Genomic DNA, 22,343 nt, shown 5'->3' with positions numbered 1-22,343 from the left:
GTCGGCGGCCCCGGCACCGAGAACGGCCGGGGTGTTCCGTACCGTGGAGGGGTGTACCGATTCCTGCTGACGCCCCGATGGTGGGGGATCAACGTCTTCGTCCTGCTGGCGATCCCGTTCTGCATCTTCATGGGCTCGTGGCAGCTGGGCAGGTTCGAGGACCGGGTCGACTCCCACCGTGAGGCGGAGCGGAAGCCGGGCGCGGACCAGCAGAAGGCAGCGCCGCTCGATGAGTTGCTGCCCGTCGACAAGGAGACGTCGGGCCGGCTGGCCACGGCGTCGGGCCGGTACGGCGAGCAGTTCCTCGTCCCCGGGCGGGAACTCGACGGCAGGCGCGGCTCGTACGTGCTGACGCTGTTGAAGACGGACAGCGGCCGGATGCTGCCCGTGGTCCGAGGCTGGATGCCCGAGGGCGGCAAAGCCCCGGCCGTTCCGGCGGGCGAGGTCACGGTCACGGGAGCGCTTCAGGCCTCCGAGTCGACGGGCAGCGACGGGGTGCACGCGGCCGGCGGTCTGCCGGCAGGCCAGCTGGGCATGATCAGCGCGGCGTCTCTGGTGAACCTGGTGCCGGACGACGTGTACGACGCGTGGGTCACGCTGTCGACGGCGGACAGCGGCCTGACGGCCGTGCCGGCGTCGGCCCCGGAGAACAGTGGCCTGGACCTCAAGGCGTTCCAGAACCTCGGCTACACGGGCGAGTGGTTCGTCTTCGCGGGCTTCGTGCTCTTCATGTGGTTCCGCCTGGTCCGCCGCGAGGCGGAGGCGGCGCGGGACCGCGCGCTGGGTCTGGATCCCGAGACCACCGCCTGACGATCCGGGCCGCCGTTTCCCTACCGGGCACGGCAGCACTGCCCGCCGGTGCTTCCCTGCCCGCCGGCGTCGCCCGGCCCGGCGGTCCTACCCACCAGCGTTGCCCCGCAGGGCCGCGCGGCCGTCACTGGCCCGTCAGCACACCTGTGTGGTAGATCGTTCCGGCACACGCGTTCGCGACGACCGATTGTCCGTACACGCCGCCGCCCAGCGCCGTGTAGACGACCGTCACGCTGCCCTCCTTGACGCCGTTCTCCGTCATGAGCTGCGGCTCGACCGCGGTCCCGCCGCTGTCGCCGGTGCCACCGCCCTGACCACCGCCGCCACCGCCACCGCCACCTGAGACGTCGCCTTCGGTGGGTGTGGGGTCGGGCGAGGGTTCCACGGTCGGACAGGTGTCGGAGGGGACCCAGGCGAACTTCATCGCGAACGACTCGGATGCCATCGCGACCGCCACGTCCGTGTCCGTCGGCGACGGGTCGGGCAAACCGCCCGCGGCGTCGCCGGCGACGTGACGTACCACGCTGATGCGCGCCTGGTCGGCCGCGCCGGACGCCTGGAAGCCGATGTTGGAGCGACCGATGATGCAGTCGGTGCTCGAGACGTTGGTGACGCGGAAGGTGCCGTACACCTTGCCCTCGCCGTCCGGTGCGCCCGTCTCCGTGGAGACACTCAGCTGGCCGGCGTCACAGGTCTGCACCTCGCCCACGGCGGGGGGCTGGACCGCGCCGGAGCCGCCGTCCCCGCCGCCGCTGGGCTGCGCGACCGGCGGGTTCGCTCCGGCGCTCCGCCCGGGCGGCACCGCCGGACCGGTGCCCTGCGTGGGCCCCTTGGTGCCGTTGTCGCCGCCGGTGACGCCCGGGGCGTTGCCCGTGCCGCCCTGTGCCTGTTCGCCGTGCCCGGCGTTGACCGGGTTCGCGCTGTCGCTGCCGCTCGAATTCGCCACGTGGACGAAGGCGGGGACGGCGGTGCCGATCAGCAGTGCCGCCGCGGCCGCTCCGACCAGTGCCTGCCTCTTGCGTGCCCGCCGCGCCGGTACCGCCCGGCGCAGATGGTCCAGTGCGCCGGCGGAGGGCTGGATGTCGTCGACGACGCCGTGCAGCAGCCGCCGCAGCGCGTCCTCGTCGGTCCCGATCTCCGTGCCGAGGTCATTGATCGGCCCGTTGTTCACAATCTCGTTCCCAGTCCGGTCGTCAGACGGCCCGTCCGGCCCGTAATGCCCAGAGCTCTCTTGGTGCTCGCGTTCGTGCTTGCGTTCGTGCTCGTGCTTGCGTTCGTGCCCGCTCATTTGGTGGCCTCCATGGCGACGCGCAGCGCCGCGATACCCCGTGAGCCGTACGCCTTCACCGAGCCGAGTGAGACCCCGAGGGTTTCGGCCACCTGTGCCTCGGTCATGTCGGCGAAGTATCGCAGCACCAGTACCTCGCGCTGGCGGCGCTGAAGCCCGCGCATCGCCTTGATGAGCGCGTCCCGCTCCAGCTGGTCGTACGCGCCTTCCTCGGCGCTCGCCATGTCGGGCATGGGCTTCGAGAGCAGCTTGAGGCCGAGGATGCGCCTGCGGAGCGCGGAGCGCGAGAGGTTGACCACGGTCTGCCGCAGGTAGGCGAGCGTCTTCTCCGGGTCACGCACACGGTTGCGCGCCGAGTGGACCCGGATGAAGGCTTCCTGGACCACGTCCTCGCAGGAGGCCGTGTCGTCGAGGAGCAGCGCCGCGAGACCCAGCAGCGACCGGTAGTGGGCGCGGTAGGTCTCGGTGAGGTGGTCGACGGTGGTGCCCGTGGCCATGGCGTCGTCAGCGCCCTGCCGCGGGGACGGGACGCGGGAGGTCCGCGAAGCGGGCATGGGAGCGATCACCGGCATGCCGCCGGCCGGGCGGGGTCGGCGGAGCGGGCGCACTGCTGCGCCGCGTACCGGGACCCTTGCGATGTCGAGAACCTCTGCCACGCCAGTTGGACACGCTTCCCCCCGCCAGGGTTGTACGCGTACGCCACCGCTTTTGACGGTGGACCGAATGTCCGCATGCGCACCGCTCTTCCCCAATGCCCCATTTTTTGCAGCACCGTGCCGAGGTGTCCGCAAAGACGCTTCCCGCCCAACTACCGGTTGCAGCAAGGGAGAAGCGAACTATCAAACATGCCGATGCCCCAGTCCAAGTGGTACAGATTTCGACTTCCTCACAGGGCGTTCACAGATCCTACAAAGGACCGCCACGGAATCACGTCGTATTTACTGCTGGGACCACGAGATTACGAGATCGTCCCGGCGCTCCTGCCGCCGCCCGCCCCTGAGCCGTACTCGGCGGCCACGGCCTCCGCGATCTGCGCCGAGTTGAGGGCCGCGCCCTTGCGGAGGTTGTCACCGCACACGAACATCTCGAGGCCGCAGGGGTCGTCCGGCGACCGCCGCACCCGCCCCACCCATGTGGGGTCGGTCCCTACGACGTCCGCGGGCGTGGGGAAGTCGCCCGCCTCCGGGTTGTCGTAGAGGACGACACCGGGGGAGGTCGCGAGGACCTCGTGCGCCCGCTCCACGGTGATCTCGTTCTCGAAGCGCGCGTGCACCGACAGCGAGTGGGTGGTGAGCACCGGCACGCGTACGCAGGTGGCCGCGACCTTCAGCCCCGGCAGGTCGAGGATCTTGCGGGTCTCCGCCCGCAACCCGAGCTCTTCCGAGGACCAGCCGTCGTCGGCGAGGGTCCCCGTCCAGGGGACCACGTTGAGGGCGAGCGGCGCCGGGAACGGCCCGAGGTCGTCGCCCACCGCCCGCCGTACGTCTCCGGGTCCCGTGCCCAGTTCCGTGCCGGCGACCATGGACAGCTGCTTGCGCAGGGCGGCCACAGCGTCACGTCCGGCGCCGCTGACGGCCTGGTAGGACGAGACGACCAGTTCCCTCAGCCCGAACTCGGCGTGCAGCGCGCCGACGGCCGGGATCATGGCGAGCGTGGTGTCGTGCGGGCCGGCGACGATGCCGCGCGGGCGCACCCTTACGGCGTGCGGGTTGACCTCGGGAACGACCAGGGGGACGTCCGGGTCGGCCCGGAAGGCCGGCGACGCGTCCACGACGACCGCGCCCTTGGCGACGGCGACGGGCGCCCAGCGCTCCGACACCTCGCCCGGCACCAGGAAGAGCGCGACGTCGATGCCGTCGAAGACGCTCTCCTCGAGCGCCAGGACCTCACACTGCTCCCCGCGCACGGCCAGCTTGCGGCCGGCCGAGCGCGGGGAGGCGGCGAGTCGGATCTCGCCCCAGACGTCCGCGTGCTGGGACAGGATCTCGAGCATCACCGCGCCGACTGCTCCGGTCGCACCGACGACCGCGAGCGCCGGCTTGCGGTTCATCGCCCGGTGCCGCCGTAGACGACCGCCTCGTCGGAGTCGGAGTCGAGCCCGAAGGCGCTGTGCACGGCGCGGAGACCCTCGTTGACGTCGTCGGCGCGGGTGACCACCGAGATGCGGATCTCGGAGGTCGAGATCAGCTCGATGTTCACGCCCGCGTCCGACAGCGCCTCGAAGAACGAGGCGGTGACGCCCGGGTTGGTCTTCATACCGGCGCCGACCAGGGAGATCTTGCCGATCTGGTCGTCGTAGCGCAGCGAGTCGAAGCCGATCGAGCTCTTCGCCTTCTCCAGGGCGTCCATGGCCTTGCGGCCGTCCGTCTTGGGGAGGGTGAAGGAGATGTCCGTCAGCGCGGTGGTGGCCGCGGAGACGTTCTGGACGACCATGTCGATGTTGATCTCGGCGTCGGCGATCGTGCGGAAGATGGCCGCGGCCTCGCCCGGCTTGTCCGGCACCCCGACGACCGTGATCTTCGCCTCGGAGACGTCGTGGGCGACTCCGGAGATGATGGCGTGCTCCACCTTCTGATCCCCTTGCGGTTCGTTGCTGACCCAGGTGCCCCGCAGTCCCGAGAAGGACGAGCGGACATGGATCGGGATGTTGTATCGGCGTGCGTACTCGACGCACCGGTGCAGGAGCACCTTGGAGCCGGAGGCGGCGAGCTCCAGCATGTCCTCGGAGGAGATCCAGTCGATCTTCCGGGCCTTCTTCACGACCCGCGGGTCGGCGGTGAAGACACCGTCGACGTCGGTGTAGATCTCGCAGACCTCGGCGTCCAGCGCGGCGGCGAGGGCGACGGCGGTCGTGTCCGACCCGCCCCGGCCGAGCGTGGTGATGTCCTTCTTGTCCTGGGACACACCCTGGAAGCCGGCGACGATGGCGATGTTGCCCTCGTCGAGCGCCGTGCGGATCCGGCCCGGCGTCACATCGATGATGCGCGCTTTGTTGTGGACCGAGTCGGTGATGACGCCGGCCTGGCTGCCGGTGAACGACTGGGCCTCGTGGCCCAGGTTTTTGATCGCCATGGCCAGCAGGGCCATGGAGATCCGCTCTCCTGCGGTCAGCAGCATGTCGAACTCACGCCCGGCAGGGATCGGGGATACCTGCTCGGCGAGATCGATCAGCTCGTCCGTCGTGTCACCCATCGCCGACACCACGACGACCACCTGGTGGCCGTTCTTCTTGGCATCGACGATTCGCTTGGCGACCCGCTTGATGCCTTCGGCATCGGCTACGGAGGAGCCTCCGTACTTCTGCACGACAAGGCCCACGTGCGCTCCTCGTTCGGTCTTGTGCAGTCACTACTGCGGTCGGCTCAGTCTATCGAGCGGCCGCGGATCGCCCCTGTGATGTCACATGGTGAGATGTCCCGCTCAACAGGTGATCATCCGGAAGTTCCGGAGTGGCGCCCGCGGCCGTTCGGACTGGCTACTGCCCAAGGGGCGGGGAGCTACGCGGAGGTGTGGGCCGGCTCACACGCCGGGGCGCGGGATACGGCCGCCCGGGCAGACGAAGGACCGGGCGCAGGCCGGTCAGTGGGCCCGACGGAGCTCCGGCGGGCCGAGGATCTCCTCGACCATGACGCGGCCCGCCTCCTCGGCCAGCGCCTCCTCCGTCAGGTCCTCGTCGGTGTCGAGGCCGTCGAGCTCGGCGAGCGGCTGGTCGAGCCGGACGTGTGCGACCAGGGACTGGAGGGCCCGCAGCGTCGCGGAGGCGGTCGGCCCCCAGTTGGAGAAGTACGAGAACTGCCACCACCACAGGGCCTCCGTGGTGCGGCCCGCCCGGTAGTGGGCGAGCCCGTGGCGCAGGTCCATGACGATGTCGGCGAGGCTGTCGGAGATCCGCGACGGGACCGGCGCCTTGCGCGGCTCGTAGGGGTCGAAGACCTCCGAGAAGACGTCCACCGGGTCGAGCATCGCCGCGAAGCGCATGCGCAGGTCGTCGACGTCGGCGTCCGGGCCGGTGTCCGGCTCGTACCGCTCGTCCGGGACGATGTCCTCGTGGGCGCCGAGGCGGCCGCCGGTCAGCAGCAGCTGGGAGACCTCGAGCAGCAGGAACGGCACCGCGCTGTCCGGTTCGTCGCCCTTCGCCACTTCTGTCGTGGCGACGATGAAGGACTCGATCGAGTCGGCGATCTGAACCGCGAAGTCGTCCGGATTCTGGTCAACGGCGTGCAGCATGGCGTCAGACATCGAGCAGTCGTCTCCCCTCGAAGGCACGCCCGAGCGTGACCTCGTCGGCGTATTCCAAGTCTCCCCCGACAGGGAGTCCACTGGCCAGCCTCGTGACCTTCAAACCCATCGGTTTGATCATTCTGGCGAGGTACGTGGCGGTGGCCTCGCCCTCCAGATTGGGGTCCGTGGCCAGGATCAGCTCGGTGACCGTGCCGTCCGCGAGCCGGGCCAGCAGCTCGCGGATCCGCAGGTCGTCGGGGCCGACACCCTCGATGGGGCTGATGGCCCCGCCCAGGACGTGGTAGCGCCCTCGGAACTCACGCGTGCGCTCGATCGCGACGACGTCCTTCGGCTCCTCGACGACACAGATCACCGAGGGGTCGCGACGCGGGTCGCGGCAGATGTTGCACTGCTCCTGCTGGGCCACGTTCCCGCAGACCGCGCAGAAGCGGACCTTGTCCTTGACCTCGAGGAGGGCGTGCGCGAGCCGGCGTACGTCGGCCGGCTCCGTCTGGAGGATGTGGAAGGCGATCCGCTGCGCGCTCTTGGGACCGACGCCGGGCAGCCTGCCCAGTTCGTCGATGAGGTCCTGAACCACGCCTTCGTACAACGGAACGCCTCTCCTTGGAGTGCTTGCTGCTTACGGTAGTTGGTGACCGAGAGGTAGGGGAGACGTATCTCCGGACGTCTCAGAAAGGCATGCCCGGCATGCCGCCCAGGCCCTGGGCGAGCGGTCCGAGCTTGTCCTGCTGAAGCTGCTGCGCGTTCTCGTTGGCGGCCTGGACGGCGGCCACGACGAGGTCGGCCAGGGTCTCGGTGTCCTCCGGGTCCACGGCCTTGGGGTCGATGACCAGACCGCGGAGTTCACCGGAGCCCGTGACGGTCGCCTTCACGAGCCCGCCGCCGGCCTGGCCCTCGACCTCGGTCTGCGCCAGCTCTTCCTGGGCCTTCGCCAGATCCTGCTGCATCTTCTGGGCCTGCTGGAGCAGCTGCTGCATGTTCGGCTGGCCACCACCGGGGATCACGGTCACTCCTGGCTGCATCGACGACTGGGAATCCCGTACGTCCGGACGCTCCGTACGTTTCGGTACACCTGAGCCTACGTGCTCGCCCAGCAGGCCGCCCTACCCGCTTCCGGCAACTCTTTCGAGTGAGCGGCGGAGGCATTTCGGGACCTCCTCTACCTGACCAGGACCCCCGTGCGGGCGGCAATCCGGCGATCGGGGGCCCACAGCCCTCCATTCGGCGGTATGAAGGGGCTGCGCCGCATCGGGACGCATGCGCGCCACGTACGTCACGCGGTGTAGCGTCAGCACCTTTTCAGCACCTTTTCGGACCTGATAGTCAGTCCTGGTCGTCAGTCCTGGTCGTCAGCAGAGCGCAGAGGAGTGCACCGGTGAGCCAGCCGGAGATGCAGCCCGGTGGGCCGGCCCGCGGGGAGGGCGGCGAGGTGCCGCTGGGTGACCTGACAGGGCGGCCGTTCCCCCTCGGGGACTGGGGCGAGCCCGCGGCCCGCCTCGACGAGCTCTACCGCTGGGTCGAGGCGGACGCGCTGCGCACCGTGGACTGGTATCTCTCCGACCGGGTGCGCAAGCGCCGTGCCGCGCGGCTGCTGCGCCTCGGCACGGCACTCGGCGCCGTCGCCGGAGCCGCCCTGCCGCTGCTCGACCTCGCGGGCGCACTGGGCAGGGCGGCGCCCTGGGGCTACCTGTCGTTGCTCGTGGCGGCGGCCTGCCTGGCCTGTGACCGGTACTTCGGCCTGACAGCCGGCTGGATGCGGAACGTGGCCACCGCGCAGGCGGTGCAGCGCCGGCTCCAGGCGCTGCAGTACGACTGGGCGTCGGAGAGCGTGCGTGAGGTGCTGGGTCCGGCCGAGGGCACGGCGAGCGAGGCCGCGGAGCGCTGCCTCGGCGTGCTGCGCCGCTTCTCCGAGGACGTCTCCGACCTGGTCCGCTCGGAGACCGCTGACTGGATGACGGACTTCCGGCCCGGGCCTGCCCCGCTGCGGCTGCACTCCGCGCCGCCGCGCACGGCGACGGACACCCATCCGGCCCCCGGCGTCATCCAGGGCCGCTTCCCGCTTCCCCCTGTCTCCCGCCCGAACATGCCACGACAGCGTCCTCCGGAGCCGCCGCGCTGACACGCGGACTCCGGCGCCCTCTGCGCTGCGGGTGGTGGCCCACCGGTCCCACGGGTGTCGCCGCCCTGGCGGAACGAGGTGCCCGACAGTCGTCGGGCACCTGTCCGGAGTCCTGACCGTCCTGGACGCGGACGGCCACTCGGCCGCGGGCGGCCCCTCAGCTGAAGATGATCATCGAGCCCTGCCCGAGACTCCGCGTCGCGGCCGCGTGGAGCCCCAGCCACACATGCCGTTCGCGGGCGAACGGGCTCTCGTCGTACGGGATCGGTCCCGCGGGCTCCTCCAGTGCCGTGGGGCGCTCCGGCGGCTCCGGCGCGGCCGGCGGGTTCGCCGGGTCGATACCGATGGACGGGGCCACGTACTCCAGCTCACGCAACAGGCCCTGGGTGGAGCCCAACGGGCCGCCGCCCTCGAGGAGTTCGTCGTTGAAGAGCGGGTCGGCGAAGTCGACGGGGACGTAGGCGCCGGCGTGGTCGTAGTGCCACACCAGGTGCGACTGCTGGGCCGTCGTCTCGAACATCTCCAGCAACTGCTCGTAGTCGCCGCCCAGTTCGTCGACCGGGGTCACCGCCAGCCCGCACAGCTGCAGCAGATACGCACGCCGCAGGAAGTGCAGCGCGTCGTAGTCGAAGCCGGCGACCGGCGCGACATCGCCGGACAGGCCCGGCATGTAGGCGAATACGGGCACCGTCGGCAGGCCCGCGCCGGTCAGCGCCTTGTCGTAGGCGGCGATCTCTTCGGCGAAGGGGTTGTCGGGGCTGTGGCACAGCACGTCGACAAGGGGGACCAGCCACAGGTCACAGGCCAAGGGAGGGCTCGCTCTCAGCAGTTCGGGCACGGTTGGTGCGGTCGAGGGTCCTGGACGGGGGGACGCGGGGACGGCGGCTCAGGTGGAGAAAGCGTGAAGAACGACGATGGTCGGGACAGCGTAGTGCCGCCGGCGCGGCGCGCGAAGGGTGCCGTTCGACACGGTTCGGTACGTTCCGATACCCCCTTGTCACTCCTCTCCCACGACCCATACCCACACCCCGGCCGACCTTTCCCCCGGCCGGCCCGGCAGTTTCCGTACGGCTTCGAGCGGCGGGACGCTCATCCCTCGCGCCGCGACTGCCTCTCCCGCTGCTCCATGCGCTCGGCCCAGGCCAGCGCGTGGTCGTCGTAGGCCCGGATCTCGGCGCGGACACCGGCCGCGTCGCCGCGGGTCACGGCGTCGACGATGCCCTGGTGGCCGCCCCAGAGCCGGTCGGGCTGCTCGGCGTCCAGGCGCATGAACGGTACGGAGAACACCCAGGCCTGCACCCGCAGCCGGTGCAGGAAGTCGCAGAGGTAGCGGTTGGCGACGAGCGCGCCGAGCTCACGCCAGAAGCGCAGGTCGTAGCCGATGAGGATGTCCAGGTCGCCGGAGCGGGCCGCCCGCGCGGCCTCCTCCGCCCGGCGCCGTACGGACAGCAGGGCCTGCGGAGCCGGCGGCGAGGGCCTGCTCCGTGTGACATGGCCGAAGATCGCGTCCACGATCAGCGACCGGGTCTCGACCATGGTCCGGAAGTCGTCGAAGCTGAACCGGTGCACCTTGAAACCGCGGTGCTGGTCCGAGTCGAGGAGGCCTTGGGCGGACAGATCGACGAGGGCCTCGCGCACGGGGGTAGCCGAGACGCCGTACTGGTCGGCGATCTCCTTGACGGTGAACTCCTGCCCCGGCTGCATCCGCCCCGCGAGCACCTCGTCACGCAGCGCGTCGGCGATCTGTTGCCGCAGGGTGTTGCGGGTGACGGCACCCGGGTTGCCGCTCCCGCCACCGCCGCCGCTGCCGTAGCCGGGCATCGTGGGCTTCTCCTTCGCCTTCGGTCCCGGACACGATAGGCCAGGGGTGATACGGCCGGTACGCGGGCGGCGTACGGTCCGGGAGCGGGAGGGGAGGCGAGGTCCGGGTGCGCGAGATGTTCGAGGCGGCCACCGGCGACGGCCCGCCGGTGTCAGGACCGGGAAGGACCGCTGAGGTGCGGACGGCTTTCGAGGGGCTGCTCCAGATCCGGCGCGTGACGAACACCACGGGCGGCGAGGCCGTGCCCGCGCCGTGGGAACTGATCCGGACGGTCCGCGCGGTGGCGCTGGCGCTGGAGGCCTCCGGCTTCCCGCCCTCCGCCGTCCACAACGAGCGGCGCACGGCCACGGGCTACCGCGTCCGGCCCGGCGAGCGCCCGCACACGGTGTACGTCGAGTGGCTCGGCCCGCCGGGCAGCGGGGCCGTCCACGAGGAGGAGGACCGGCTCAAGGCGTGTGCCGAGGTGTTGGCGCGACTGGGCTGGGAGGCGCTGCTGTACCGGGGACCCAAGAAGCGGAGGTTCCTCGAGGTCGAGCCGGGGACGTGAGGGGTCGGCCGGTCCCGCCGGAGGGACGCACGGCCCGTGCGGGGTGAGCCGGAGCATGCGCCGCCGAGGCCGGCCGGTCCCGCCGGAGGGACGCACGGCCCGTGCGGGGCGGCCGGAGCATGCGCCGCCGAGGCCGGCCGGCCCCGGGCCGGAGGGACGCGTGGCCTGTGCGGGACGAGCCGGAGCATGCGCCGCCGCCCCTCCTGTGACCGTGGCACGCCGGCGTGCCTGTGCCGGGCGGGAGACCGCCGCGGCGGCCCCTCCGGCCGGCCGTGACCGGCCGGAGGCACGCCTGGGCGGGACCTCGGACACCTCAGACCGTCCCACCGGCCGGAGGGACGCCGCGCGGGACCTCAGACCGTCCAGTCGTCGGCGACCGACAGCGCCGCGTCCAGCGCGGCCAGGCCCTCCTTCGCCTCGGCCTCACTCACGTTGCACGCGGGGACGGCGTGCGTGCGGTTCATGTTGACGAAGGGCCACAGCCCGTTCTTCTTGCAGGCCGCGCCGAACGCCGCCATCGCCGCGTTCGCCTCGCCGGACGCGTTGTAGGGCACCAGCGGCTCACGGGTCTCGCGGTCGCGGACCAGTTCGAGTGCCCAGAAGACGCCCAGGCCGCGCACCTCGCCCACCGAAGGGTGGCGCTCGGCGAGCTCGCGCAGCCCCGGCCCGAGCACGGTCTCCCCGATGGCCGCCGCGTTCTCGACGACCTTCTCGTCCGCCATGACCTGGATGGTGGCGACGGCCGCCGCGCACGCCAGCGGGTGGCCGGAGTAGGTGAGTCCGCCGGGGTAGGGGCGCTTGTCGAAGGTCGCGGCGATCTCGGCGGAGATCGCGACACCGCCGAGCGGCACGTATCCCGAGTTGACCCCCTTGGCGAAGGTGATCAGGTCCGGCACCACATCGAAGTGGTCCGCGGCGAACCAGGCGCCCGTGCGTCCGAAGCCCGCCATGACCTCGTCGAGGACGAACACGATGCCGTACCGGTCGCAGATCTCGCGGACGCCCGCGAGATAGCCGGGCGGCGGCGTCATGATGCCGGCCGTGCCCGGGATCGTCTCGAGGATGATCGCCGCGATGGTCTGCGGGCCCTCGAAGGCGATGGTGTCCTCCAGGTGCGTGAGGGCGCGGGCGCACTCCTCCGCCTCCGTCGAGGAGTAGAACGGGGACCGGTACAGGAACGGCGCCCAGAAGTGGACGACGCCCGCCGTGCCGTTGTCGCTGGCCCAGCGGCGCGGGTCGCCGGTGATGTTGACCGCCGTGGCCGTGCCGCCGTGGTACGAGCGGTAGGCGGAGAGCACCTTCGGCCGGCCCGTGTGCAGACGGGCCATCCGGATCGCGTTCTCGACGGCCTCCGCGCCGCCGTTGGTGAAGAAGATCTTGTCCAGGTCACCGGGGGTGCGCTCGGCGATCAGCCGGGCCGCCTCCGAGCGCGCCTCCACGGCGAACGCGGGCGCGAAGGTGGCGAGCTTGCCGGCCTGTTCCTGGATCGCCGCGACGACTTTGGCGTGCTGGTAACCGATGTTGGTGTAGACGAGGCCGCTGGTGAAGTCGAGGTAGCGGTTGCCGTCGTAGTCCCAGAAGTAGGACCCCTCAGCGCCGGCGACGGCGAGCGGGTCGATCAGGCCCTGGGCGGACCAGGAGTGGAACACATGGGCGCGGTCGGCTGCCTTGACGGCAGCTCCGGTCTGCGGGTCGGCATGAGGGGTCATGCGGCTCAGCGTAAGGAACCGCCGGTCGGAGCCGACATGGCCACCTTGTATGGACCCGGCCGCTTATCTGGGCAGGGTGTCGCCCCTTCCGGGCACCATCATGATTGACAGCATACTGTCGTCATGACAGGCTGCTGTCATACGCAGAGGAGCAGGACACGCGTCAAGGAGGGCACCATGACCCGCGGGACCGTTCACCTGGCCGTCTACGACACCTACGCCGACTGGGAGACGGGGCACACCACCGCCCATCTCGCCCAGAACGGCTTCACCGTGAAGACGGTCGGCCTCACCACACACCTCGTCACCACCATGGGCGGCGTCCGGATCCAGCCCGATCTGGCGCTCGCGGACCTCGACCCGGCGGACAGTGAGCTGCTGATCCTCACCGGAGCCACCCTGTGGGACACCGGCGACGTCCTCTCACCCTTCGCCACCAAGGCCCGCACGTTCCTCGACGCGGGCGTCCCCGTCGCGGCGATCTGCGGCGCGACCGCAGGTCTCGCGCGCGAGGGCCTGCTCGACGACCGCGCCCACACCAGCGCCGTCTCGTTCTATCTGGCGGCCACGGGATACAAGGGCGGCGACCACTACGTCGACACGGACGCCGTCACCGACGGCGACCTGATCACCGCCGGCCCGACCGAGCCCGTCGCCTTCGCCCGCGAGGTCTTCGCCCGCCTCGGCGTGTACGAGGGGGAGAAGCTGGACGCCTGGTACCGGCTGTTCCACGACTCCGACCCGGCGGCCTTCGAGGTCCTGAACGCATGAGGCCGGCCCACCACCCCCAGGAACTGCTGACCCGCACGGCCCTCGGCGTGTTCCGGCTGAACGGGCAGTTCATCACCGTCTCCGACCGCATCGCCAGGGACGCGGGGCTGACGGCGGCCCGTTGGCAGGTCCTCGGCGCCGTGGTGCGCGAGCCGCAGTCCGTGGCCGGGATCGCCCGCACGATGGGCATCACCCGGCAGAGTGTGCAGCGCATCGCCGACGTGCTCGCCGGGCAGGGGCTGGCCGAGTACCGGCCCAACCCGGCCCACCGGCGCGCGAAGCTGCTGCACGCGACGGAGGAGGGCCGGGCCGCTGTCAAGCAGATCGACCCCGGCCACGCACGGCTGGCGGGCCGGCTGCTGGACGCCCTCGGACCGAAGGAGTTCGCGGAGACCGTGCGGGTGCTGGAGCAGTTGTCGCGGGCGATGGAGACCATCGATGCCGAGGACACGGCCGGCGGCGCGGCCGTCCTCCCGCCCGGCCCGGAAGCCTGATACCGGAAGCCTGATACCCGGAGCCTCCTCCCAGGGCCTGGACTCAGGAGCCCGCTGCCGGAAGGTCGCTACCAAGAGCTTCGCGCCAGGAACTTGGTGCCGGGGCGGGCCGGGAGCTTCGTGCCGGAAGTTCGGCGCAAGGAGCTTGCCGGGTGCGGCCAGTGCCGCGCCGGGGCCCTCCGCCGGGCCCCTGGCCGAGTGCCCGGCGGCGTTCCGCGCGGACCGCTGGCCTGTGTGGCCCCCGGCCGGCCCACTATCCTCGGTCCGTCGAGCATTTCGGTACGGGGGAAAGGCCGCGCGGCGATGGAGCAGCTGGCACCAGGGGATCCACATCACATCGGCGAGTACCGGATCCTGACCCGGCTCGGCGCGGGCGGCATGGGCACGGTGTATCTCGCCCGCTCCGACCGGGGACGCACCGTCGCGGTGAAGCTCGTGCGGCAGGAGCTCGCGGAGCAGGAGGAGTTCCGTAACCGCTTCCGGCTCGAGGTCCGGGCGGCCCTACGCGTCGGCGGGAAGTGGACGGCGCCCGTCCTCGACGCGGACACTGAGGCCCCGGTCCCCTGGGTGGCCACCGGTTACATCGCCGGGCCCGCGCTGCACACCGTGGTCTCCGGCGAGCACGGACCGCTGCCGGAGCGCAGCGTCCGTCTGCTGGCCTCCGGCCTGGCGCACGCGCTGACGGACATCCACACGGCCGGCCTGATCCACCGCGACCTCAAGCCGTCGAACATCCTGCTCACCATCGACGGGCCGCGTGTCATCGACTTCGGCATCGCCCGCGCGCTGGAGACGGTCGCCGACGGCGGCCTCACCCGCACCGGCGCGCTCGTCGGCTCGCCCGGGTTCATGTCGCCCGAGCAGGTGCGCGGCGACCGGATCACCCCGGCGTGCGACATCTTCTGTCTGGGGTCCGTACTCGCCTACGCGGCGACGGGCCGGCTCCCGTTCGGCTCCGCCGAGAGCGGCAGCCACGCGCAGATGTTCCGCATCGCGACGGAGGAACCGGACCTGTCCGGGGTCCCCGAGGCTCTGCTCGACCTGATCCGCGACTGTCTGCGCAAGGAGGCGGAGGAACGGCCGACCGTGGCAGAGGTCCTCCGCCGGACGGCCACCGACGCGGACGGCGAGCCGTGGCTGCCGGGGGCGCTCATCGCCCAACTCGGCCGCCACGCGGTCCGGTTGCTGGACGCGGAGCAGCCGCAGGCGCCGGCGCAGCCGCCGACGATGACGGCACCTCCTCGCGCGATACCGACACCCCCGCCCGCTCCGGCGCCGATGCCGGCCGCGGCGCCGCACACGCCGCCCGGACCGACGTACGGCTATCCGCAGCCGTACCGGCCCGCTCCGTACCACCCGGCCCCGTACCCGACCGGGCCCCATACCCCGGCTCCGGCGCCACGGCGCGGCTCCCGTGGCGGGACGCCGGCCCTGATCGCCGTGGCGCTGGTCGTCGCCCTCGGCGCGGGCGGCTCGGTGTACGCGTTCATGTCCAAGGACAAGGGCAAGCGGACGACCGCGGACCCGAAGCCCTCAGCCACGTCCTCGGCCCCCACCTCTCCCCCCGCCACCTCGGGCACTCCCGCACCGACCGGCACGCCCCCGACCGACCGGACGGCGGGCGACGTGCCGCAGGAGTACGTCGGCACCTGGCGGGCGTCGTTCGAGACGGCGGACGGCACCAACACCCGGATCATGACGATCACCCAGGGCGTGACGGGCGAACAGGTCATGACCCTGAGCGGAACGGGCCCCAACTACGACTGCCGTTGGTCGGCCACCCTCCGCGCCCCGGGACCACCTCTCGAACTCGCCCCCACCGCCGTCACGTTCGGCGACCGCGTCTCGTGCGCCCCGGGCCAGTGGAGCCGGTTGAACATGGCCAACGACGTCACCATCATCCGTGAGCTCGTCGGCTCGACCGGTGAGCCGCTCACCTACACCAAGACGGGCTGAGCCGGGCACCAGGACGGCCGAGAAGGGCTACGGCACGGTCCTGCGCCGGGCCCGCAGCGGCCGGGGTCAGCCCCAGCTCGCGCTGTGGAAATTGCGGTACTCCCTGCGCTCCTGGGCCGACACGAGCCACCGCGCACCCAGCAGTCCGGTCAGGCTGAGGCCGATCAGACCCGCACCCAGGGCCGGGTTGCCGAAGTCGACGATCGAGCTGACCGCCCGCGATCCGAGGCCCTCCACGGACCGTGTCGGCGGCGCGGGTACGGGCGGGGCGCCGCCCTCCGCCTCGTCGTTCGCCCCGCCGGGGGCGGGCGGGCCGCCCGTCAGGTCCACGCCGAGCTCCTCCATGGCGGTGGTCACCGGCTGGAAGTAGGTCGTGCCGCCCGTGGTGCAGTCCCCGTCGCCCCCCGAGGTGACACCGAGCGCGAGGCCCTCGGAGAACAGCGGCCCGCCGCTGTCCCCCGGCTCGGCGCAGACCGTGGTCTCGATAAGTCCGGTCACCGTGCCCTCGGGGTAGTTCACCGTCGCGTTGACGGCGGTCACCTCGCCGGAGCGGAATCCGGTGGTGCTGCCGCTGCGGAACACCCGCTGCCCGACGGCCGGTTCGCCGGCCCCGATGATCTGGACGCCCCTGCCGCCGCCGATGTCCACGACGTTGGTGCGGTCCAGGACGTCGACGTCCTCGTAGCGCACCAGGGAGTAGTCGTCGCCGGGGAAGCTGGCGGCCGTGGTGGTGCCGACGAGTTCGTCGCCCTGGCGGTCGCGGAACCAGGTGGAGTCCTGCGGTCCGCAGTGTCCCGCCGTCAGGATGAAGATGTCCTGGCCGTTGGTGACGTTGAAGCCGGCGGTGCACCGCCGCTGGTCCCCGAAGACCGCGGTGCCGCCGTTGACCCTGGTGGTGAAGGTCCCCGTGGTGCGTTCCATGCGGACGAAGCCGCCGATCTCCTCCGCGAGGCCGGACATGGCCGACCAGTCGCCGGCGGAGACGGTGCTGTCCGCACGCACGGTGATGCTGTTGGCCGCGTAGTCGACGGCCCACGCGGTACCGGGCACCCGCGGCGCGGAGCGCAGCGTCTCGGTGGCCGAACGGAGCCGCTCCAGGCTGTGGCGCACCACTTTGGCCTCCGCGCCGGCCCGCCGTACCTCCTCCGCGGCCTCCTGGTCGGTGACGGCGACGACCGTCCTCCCGTCGGGGCCCGTCCAGCTGCCCGCGGTACGGGCCGGGCCGAGTCGCGACACCAGCCCGGCGGTGGGGTCGTCGGCGGCCCGTGGCTCACCGGCGGGCGGCGGTCCGGAGGCGGGCGGCTCGCCCGCCATGGCGCCGGAGACCATCAGCCCGCCGCTGAGCAGCCCGACCACGGCGGCCAGCCGCACGGCCCGCTGGAGTTTCCGTCGTACGCCCCTCCGTCGTGCGTGCATCATGCGCGGCCCCAAGGTCGTAACGAACGGCTTCGCCAGTGCCATGGGGCCCCGGACGCCGAGGCCCCCGTCCTCAGTACGTGCCGCGGTACCGGACCGTTCAGCGGGCGCCGCTACAGGGTCATCGAGTACACGTAGCGGTTGCTCTCGTACTCGTTGACCGACCACAGGACACCGGCCCGGGCGTCGTGGCTCAGGTCCTCCGGTCCTTCGGCCTGGTGCCAGGCGAAGGCGGCCGGCGGGTCACCGACGGCCCGCTTGCGCCAGGTCCGGATTGTCCCGTAGCGATACGGCCCGTCACTCGCGGACAGGTAGTAGGTGCCGGAGACGCTCACGGCGCCCTGCACCTGACCTCCGTGCCGGATCCGTTCACGGGCGACCGACCTGATCCGTCCGCCCGGTCCGGCGGGCGCCGGCGCGCCCGTGGCCGGGTCCAGGTTCCAGCGGACCACGCGCGAGGACGTCTCGAGCGGGCGCCTGAACTCACTCACCACGAGGGAGTGCGGAGCGGTCGTGACGTCCACCGCCACTTGTGAGTAGCGCTGCTGCGCCTCTACCAGGTTCGGCGCCACATGGTCGTAGGCGCGGCTCTGCGGCAGGACGTACTTGTAGCGGAGCGCGTGGTACTTGCCCTTCCAGTAACCGCACTTGTCCGCGGGGCCGTTCGTCGCGACCTCGAGCATCTCGTCGGTGTTGAAGACGCGCAGGCCCTTGATGGTGTCCGCGATGTAGAGGCGGTTGCCGTACCAGGCGATACCGCCGGCGTGCAGGGTCGCGGGGCGGAACGTGAACCGGCTTCCCTGCACGCGGGGTTCGACGAGCAGCACATGCCGGTACTTCGGCGCGGCGGGGTCCGACAGATCCACGATGCTGATCCGCGCCCCCTGGTCCTCCTGACCCGCGCGGGCGTACCACGAGACCATGAGGACGTTCGGATCGGTTCCTCCGGCGGCGGTATAGCGGTTGCTGATGCCCTGCGGGCGCCAGTACCTGGTCTTGAAGTCGTTGGCGATGCTGTTCCGTTCGCCCGCGCCCTGCCACTGGAACGAGGTGCGCAGCCGGGGCAGGCTCGCCCCCGGCCAGTCCGGCCGCGCGGGACGTCCCTTCCTGTCGGTGTCGGCCAGGATGTCGTCGAGCGATGCCCTGCCCAGTCCGTGGCGCTCCTCGGGACGTGCGCTGTCCGCCATGAGGAGGAGTCTCTTGATCACGTCCGGGTAGCTGGTTCCGGATCCGTTGGCGCGGGTGCGCATGCGCAGGTCGAGCGGCATCGGATCGGCTGCTTCCGCCGCCTGGGCGCCGTGCGGCAGCAGCAGGCCGCCGGCGGTGGCGGCCACCGGTGCCGCTGCCATGCCCCGCAGAATCGTTCTCCGTGTGGTGTCCATGGCGTTGGACCGTAGGAGCGGGCGGACGGAGCCGTCCCGTCTGCGGCTGTCCGGGACATGTCCCGGACAGCCGGCCCCGGCCCGGGCCGCCGGCCGTCTCAAGCACCTGCCCGGTCAGGGGAGTTGACCATGGCACGGGCCGCGTGCGCCGCATTGTGGGAAGATCCGGGCGTGGATGCCCTGCTACCCGAAGACCCCACCCAGATCGGCCCGTTCCGGCTGCTCGGACGGCTCGGAGTCGGCGGGATGGGCCGGGTCTACCTCGCCCGCTCCGCCGGCGGCCGCACCGTGGCCGTCAAACTCGTGCGGGCGGAGCTCGCCGCGCAGGACGAGTTCCGACGCCGGTTCGCGCGTGAGGTCGAGGCGCTGGAGCGGGTCGGAGGTGCCGGGACCACTCCCGTCATCGCCTCGGACACCACGGCGGAGTCCCCCTGGGTGGCCATCGGCTATGTGCCCGGGCCGTCGCTGCGGAGCGTCGTCGTCGATCAGTACGGGCCGTTGCCGGCGAACTCCGTACGCGCCCTGGCCGCCGGACTGGCCGACGCGCTCGGGCACATCCACGCCGCCGGGCTGCTGCACCGGGATCTGAAGCCCTCCAACATCCTGCTCACCGTCGACGGCCCCAGGATCATCGACTTCGGCATCGCACGCGCCGTGGACACCGTCACCGACGGCGGGCTGACGACGACCGGCGCGGTCGTCGGATCACCCGGTTTCATGTCGCCCGAGCAGGTGCGGGGCGAGCGGCTCACGCCCGCGTCGGACGTGTTCTGTCTGGGCGCCGTGCTGGCGTACGCGGCCACCGGGCGCCCGCCGTTCGGGTCCGCGGACAGCGGGGTGCACGCCGTGCTGTTCCGTATCGCCCAGAGGAGCCGGACCTCGCCGGGCTCGCGCCCGAGTTGGAGCCGCTCGTACGGGGCTGCCTGAACAAGGACCCGGCAGCCCGGCCGACGGCCGCGCAGTTGGCGAGCGTGTCCCTTCCGGACGAACCGTGGCTGCCCGCCGGCCTGTTGGCCGGGCTGGGGCGGCACGCGGCCCGGCTGCTCGACGCGGACGGGGACCCGACACCCCCGACGCCGGTGACCGTGCCGGCCGCGCCGCGCGGGCGGCGGCGCACCCCGCTGGTCGCCGCGGCCGCGGTCGCCGTTCTCGCCGTCGCCGGCACGTTCGCCGCGACGCAATGGAAGGACCGCGGCGGGACGGACGACGGGGCGGGCGGCGCGGGAGCGACCGGCACCCCTGTCGCGTCGGCCGGCGGCACCGGTACCTCGGACGACTCCGCCGGCATCGTTCCCGACGACTTCCTGGGCGCGTGGGAAGGCGTCCTGAGGGGAAGTGCCGACGCGCCGTACGAGACCGGGCGTATCGAGATCACCCAGGGCCGGGCCGGCGAGAAGACCGGCGTGTACGTGCACGTCACCGGCGAGCGGTTGTGCATGGGACGCTCCACGCTCGTCTCCGCGGACGCCGACCGGATCGTGTTCGGCGAGAGCGACGTCACCACCAGCGTGCCCAAGAAGCGCTGCACCCCGGCGGCGCACCAGACCCTGACTGTACGGTCGCCCGAGGTGCTGGAGTGGACGTCGGGGGACGTCAGCGCCACGTTCCACCGGTCGAAGAACGGTCCCAAGGCCGTGCCGGCCGCCTTCGTCGGTCACTGGCAGCAGAAGTTCGACGTGCTGGACGCCCCGCCGGACTACGAGGAGTCCCGTACCTTCGAGATGACGGTCACCCAGGGGCCGGTCGGCGCCCCGCTCGTACGGTTCAGCGAGAACTATCCACGCACCGACGACGAGACCGGCGAGGAAACCGGCGACCTGGTGCACTGTGAGAGCACCGCCGTGCTCGGCGGCGTCGGCGACCTGGTCGTCCTCGGGCCACCACAGCTGGAAGCGGGTTCCGACCCCGAGTGCACCCCGTCGGAATCGGCGCAGAACCTGCGCGCCGACCGCTTCGAGGGCAAGGAGCGCGTCCTCATGTACGGGATGAGCGCCGACGGCGAGCCGGCGGAGTACTTCCGCAGGTGAGCCGCCGGGACGGTTGAACGCCGGACCAAGATTCGGCGTCCGGTCGTACAAGCCGCTCCCCCGCGCCGCGTGTCCTCCGTACGGTGGCCGCTCCACCCGGGACGCGAGGCACTGGGCGGCCTTCCAGCTGCCGATCCACCTGGTCGACCACGTGGTGGCGCACGAACTGGCCCAAGGACACCTTCGCAGAAGGCGCCATCCCGTACCGGAAGCCCGGTCGGGGCTTTGCGGCGATGTGGCCTCGAGCTTCGAGATCGACTCGTTCCTGTAGCGCATCCGCGGGACACTGGAACCCCCCGAGGGGCAGATCCGCGGCGAGGGCCGAGCGCTTTCGCCGCGGATCCGCGTCCCGGGTTCTTCCGTGTCCGGCCGCGCCGCACGAGCCGGGCCCGTGGCCGGTGCGATGCACGCCGCCCGGCTCACCGGCGTCGCCGGTCTCCCATCCCCTTCCCGATGGACAGCCCGGTCAGCGGCTTGCACGGCAACGGGCCGACCACCACCGGCAGCCGCCGTGCCTCACTGCGGCGGCTGACCGCCGTAGGGCTGGTGACCGTACGGGGACTGGGCCGGGGGCTGCTGGGCGTACGGCTGGGGCTGCTGGGCGTACGGCTGGGGCTGCGGCGCCGGGTACGGAGGCTGCGGCCCGCCGTAGGGCTGCTGGGCGGCGTACCCCTGCTGCGGGCCGGGCCCGTACTGCTGCGGCCCGTGCCACTGTGCGGGCGGCAGGCTGCCGGGCGGGAGGTAGGAGACCTGACCGGGGGAGGGCTCGTGGCGCACGAAACCTGCGGCCTCGAGGTGTGCGCCGGCCTTCTTGTGACGCGCGGAGTTGATCCAGACGCCGACGCCGGCGAGCGCGGCGAGGAAGCACACGTAGCCGAGAGCCAGGCCAGGACTGTCACCCAGGGAGCCGAGCGGGCGCAGGCTCGCGAGCAGGAGCGCGATCGCGATGATCGGCAGCCGCCTCAGCAGCGCGGCTCTGCTGCTCAGGTCGAACAGAACCCGCTTCTTGTTGAGTTCCAGCACCTGCTGCGGGATCTCGGGGACCCGGGGTGCGTACGGCCAGTACTGCGCGGCGCGCGCCTGCGCCTGCGGGCTCGGGTCGGGGGTGAAGGCCAGCTTGATGGAGAAGACCTCCTGCCGGGCCCCGGCGTACTGGTAGCCGAACAGCTCGGCGACGCACACCAGGGTCGCGAGCCGCTTCGTCATCGACATGGTGGTGGTGAACTCGAACGGCATGCCCCGCCGCATGCTGTCGAACAACTGGGTCGTCTGGCGATCCGCCATGTGTCGTCACCCCTGAACCGGCCTCGGCAGTGCTCCCGCCTCGGCGCCGGCGTGAACATTCGGAACACGCAGCCTAACCAGCCGTACGAGCCGGCGGGGAGAGGCCCCTGCCGGCTCGTACGCCGGCGGACCTCGGCCGTCGCTCGTGGGTCACCGCGGGGCACGGCCCGCCGCCGTCAGGCGGACGTCGGCGGGAACCGACGCGAAGGCCCCGGACGCCGAATGCGCGTCCGGGGTCTCGCACCATGTCCGTCCCTGCCCGGCAGGCCTACAGGAACGAGTTGATCTCGATCGTCTCGGTCCGGCCGGGGCCGACGCCGATCGCCGAGATCGGGGCGCCGGACATGTCCTCCAGCGCCTTCACGTACGCCTGCGCGTTCTTCGGCAGGTCGGCGAAGGTCTTCGCCTTGGTGATGTCCTCGGACCAGCCCGGGAGCATCTCGTACACCGGCTTCGCGTGGTGGAAGTCGGTCTGG

22 protein-coding genes are annotated in these 22,343 nt (G+C 71.8%); 8 read left to right on the top strand and 14 right to left on the bottom strand.

The window, feature by feature from the left end; genetic code table 11:
* The first annotated feature begins 51 nt into the window (after positions 1-51).
* Positions 52-810 (top strand): SURF1 family protein, encoded by a 759-nt coding sequence (locus AB0K36_RS31560; protein ID WP_364600760.1) that lies wholly within the window; start codon positions 52-54, stop codon positions 808-810.
* 124 nt (positions 811-934) lie between these two features.
* On the opposite strand, the gene AB0K36_RS31555 is transcribed toward AB0K36_RS31560, so the two are convergent.
* The 7 genes from AB0K36_RS31555 to AB0K36_RS31525 all read right to left on the bottom strand — a co-directional run bounded on the left by AB0K36_RS31555 (position 935) and on the right by AB0K36_RS31525 (position 7,344).
* Complete coding sequence (locus AB0K36_RS31555; protein ID WP_364600758.1) at positions 935-2,098, bottom strand: hypothetical protein; 1,164 nt, start codon at positions 2,096-2,098, stop codon at positions 935-937.
* The gene (locus AB0K36_RS31550; protein ID WP_189470738.1) at positions 2,095-2,754 is read right to left on the bottom strand and encodes a SigE family RNA polymerase sigma factor; all 660 of its coding nucleotides are present in this window, start codon (positions 2,752-2,754) and stop codon (positions 2,095-2,097) included. The genes AB0K36_RS31555 and AB0K36_RS31550 overlap by 4 nt, the downstream gene beginning before the upstream one ends.
* Before the next feature lie 302 nt (positions 2,755-3,056).
* Complete coding sequence (locus tag AB0K36_RS31545; RefSeq protein WP_364600755.1) at positions 3,057-4,148, bottom strand: aspartate-semialdehyde dehydrogenase; 1,092 nt, start codon at positions 4,146-4,148, stop codon at positions 3,057-3,059.
* Positions 4,145-5,416 carry an aspartate kinase gene (locus AB0K36_RS31540; protein WP_189470748.1) on the bottom strand — a complete coding sequence of 424 codons (1,272 nt, stop codon included), beginning with the start codon at positions 5,414-5,416 and terminating at the stop codon, positions 4,145-4,147. The genes AB0K36_RS31545 and AB0K36_RS31540 overlap by 4 nt, the downstream gene beginning before the upstream one ends.
* A 261-nt stretch (positions 5,417-5,677) precedes the next feature.
* Entirely contained in the window at positions 5,678-6,337 is a 660-nt protein-coding gene (locus AB0K36_RS31535; RefSeq protein WP_364600753.1) for a DUF5063 domain-containing protein, read from the bottom strand.
* Positions 6,330-6,929 (bottom strand): recombination mediator RecR, encoded by a 600-nt coding sequence (recR, locus tag AB0K36_RS31530; RefSeq protein WP_005314484.1) that lies wholly within the window; start codon positions 6,927-6,929, stop codon positions 6,330-6,332. The genes AB0K36_RS31535 and recR overlap by 8 nt, the downstream gene beginning before the upstream one ends.
* A gap of 79 nt (positions 6,930-7,008) precedes the next feature.
* Positions 7,009-7,344 (bottom strand): YbaB/EbfC family nucleoid-associated protein, encoded by a 336-nt coding sequence (locus AB0K36_RS31525; RefSeq protein ID WP_078535290.1) that lies wholly within the window; start codon positions 7,342-7,344, stop codon positions 7,009-7,011.
* Positions 7,345-7,715: 371 nt separating this feature from the next.
* Here AB0K36_RS31525 and AB0K36_RS31520 point away from each other — a divergent pair, with 371 nt between their 5' ends.
* Positions 7,716-8,459 carry an SLATT domain-containing protein gene (locus AB0K36_RS31520; protein ID WP_189470752.1) on the top strand — a complete coding sequence of 248 codons (744 nt, stop codon included), beginning with the start codon at positions 7,716-7,718 and terminating at the stop codon, positions 8,457-8,459.
* A gap of 157 nt (positions 8,460-8,616) precedes the next feature.
* On the opposite strand, the gene AB0K36_RS31515 is transcribed toward AB0K36_RS31520, so the two are convergent.
* Both AB0K36_RS31515 and AB0K36_RS31510 read right to left on the bottom strand, forming a co-directional pair.
* Positions 8,617-9,267, bottom strand: coding sequence for a putative DNA-mimic protein (locus AB0K36_RS31515; RefSeq protein ID WP_189470966.1), 651 nt, complete (start codon positions 9,265-9,267; stop codon positions 8,617-8,619).
* 281 nt (positions 9,268-9,548) lie between these two features.
* Complete coding sequence (locus AB0K36_RS31510; protein WP_364600751.1) at positions 9,549-10,280, bottom strand: GntR family transcriptional regulator; 732 nt, start codon at positions 10,278-10,280, stop codon at positions 9,549-9,551.
* Between the two features lie 116 nt (positions 10,281-10,396).
* Between AB0K36_RS31510 and AB0K36_RS31505 the strand changes: the two genes are divergently transcribed.
* Positions 10,397-10,828: a hypothetical protein gene (locus tag AB0K36_RS31505; RefSeq protein ID WP_364600773.1), complete on the top strand. Its 432-nt coding sequence runs from the start codon at positions 10,397-10,399 to the stop codon at positions 10,826-10,828.
* A 353-nt stretch (positions 10,829-11,181) separates the two neighbouring features.
* On the opposite strand, the gene AB0K36_RS31500 is transcribed toward AB0K36_RS31505, so the two are convergent.
* Positions 11,182-12,537, bottom strand: coding sequence for an aspartate aminotransferase family protein (locus AB0K36_RS31500; RefSeq protein WP_364600749.1), 1,356 nt, complete (start codon positions 12,535-12,537; stop codon positions 11,182-11,184).
* Between the two features lie 177 nt (positions 12,538-12,714).
* Between AB0K36_RS31500 and AB0K36_RS31495 the strand changes: the two genes are divergently transcribed.
* From AB0K36_RS31495 to AB0K36_RS31485, 3 genes are all read left to right on the top strand, one after another.
* A complete protein-coding gene (locus tag AB0K36_RS31495; RefSeq protein ID WP_364600747.1) occupies positions 12,715-13,308 on the top strand; it encodes a DJ-1/PfpI family protein in 594 nt (197 codons plus the stop codon).
* The gene (locus AB0K36_RS31490; protein WP_364600745.1) at positions 13,305-13,802 is read left to right on the top strand and encodes a MarR family winged helix-turn-helix transcriptional regulator; all 498 of its coding nucleotides are present in this window, start codon (positions 13,305-13,307) and stop codon (positions 13,800-13,802) included. Before AB0K36_RS31495 ends, AB0K36_RS31490 begins: the two co-directional genes overlap by 4 nt.
* A 303-nt stretch (positions 13,803-14,105) precedes the next feature.
* Positions 14,106-15,758 (top strand): protein kinase domain-containing protein, encoded by a 1,653-nt coding sequence (locus AB0K36_RS31485; RefSeq protein ID WP_364600743.1) that lies wholly within the window; start codon positions 14,106-14,108, stop codon positions 15,756-15,758.
* Positions 15,759-15,824: 66 nt separating this feature from the next.
* On the opposite strand, the gene AB0K36_RS31480 is transcribed toward AB0K36_RS31485, so the two are convergent.
* Positions 15,825-17,177: a S1 family peptidase gene (locus tag AB0K36_RS31480; protein ID WP_364600742.1), complete on the bottom strand. Its 1,353-nt coding sequence runs from the start codon at positions 17,175-17,177 to the stop codon at positions 15,825-15,827.
* 110 nt (positions 17,178-17,287) lie between these two features.
* Positions 17,288-18,523: an LVIVD repeat-containing protein gene (locus tag AB0K36_RS31475; RefSeq protein WP_364600740.1), complete on the bottom strand. Its 1,236-nt coding sequence runs from the start codon at positions 18,521-18,523 to the stop codon at positions 17,288-17,290.
* Positions 18,524-18,727: 204 nt separating this feature from the next.
* Here AB0K36_RS31475 and AB0K36_RS31470 point away from each other — a divergent pair, with 204 nt between their 5' ends.
* Together AB0K36_RS31470 and AB0K36_RS31465 are read left to right on the top strand one after the other, a co-directional pair.
* Complete coding sequence (locus tag AB0K36_RS31470; RefSeq protein ID WP_364600738.1) at positions 18,728-19,483, top strand: serine/threonine-protein kinase; 756 nt, start codon at positions 18,728-18,730, stop codon at positions 19,481-19,483.
* A 44-nt stretch (positions 19,484-19,527) separates the two neighbouring features.
* Positions 19,528-20,583 (top strand): hypothetical protein, encoded by a 1,056-nt coding sequence (locus tag AB0K36_RS31465; RefSeq protein WP_364600736.1) that lies wholly within the window; start codon positions 19,528-19,530, stop codon positions 20,581-20,583.
* Positions 20,584-21,099: 516 nt separating this feature from the next.
* Here AB0K36_RS31465 and AB0K36_RS31460 read toward each other — a convergent pair.
* Positions 21,100-21,867 (bottom strand): hypothetical protein, encoded by a 768-nt coding sequence (locus AB0K36_RS31460; protein WP_364600734.1) that lies wholly within the window; start codon positions 21,865-21,867, stop codon positions 21,100-21,102.
* Between the two features lie 268 nt (positions 21,868-22,135).
* Positions 22,136-22,343: adenylosuccinate synthetase (locus tag AB0K36_RS31455; RefSeq protein ID WP_364600732.1), on the bottom strand; the 208-nt coding region annotated here is incomplete at its 5' end.

Source organism: Streptomyces kurssanovii (assembly GCF_040677245.1).
Classification (GTDB): Bacteria; Actinomycetota; Actinomycetes; order Streptomycetales; family Streptomycetaceae; genus Streptomyces; species Streptomyces kurssanovii.
The sequence above is the reverse complement of the archived record's forward strand: the minus strand, read 5'-3'. Positions and strand labels throughout refer to the sequence as shown.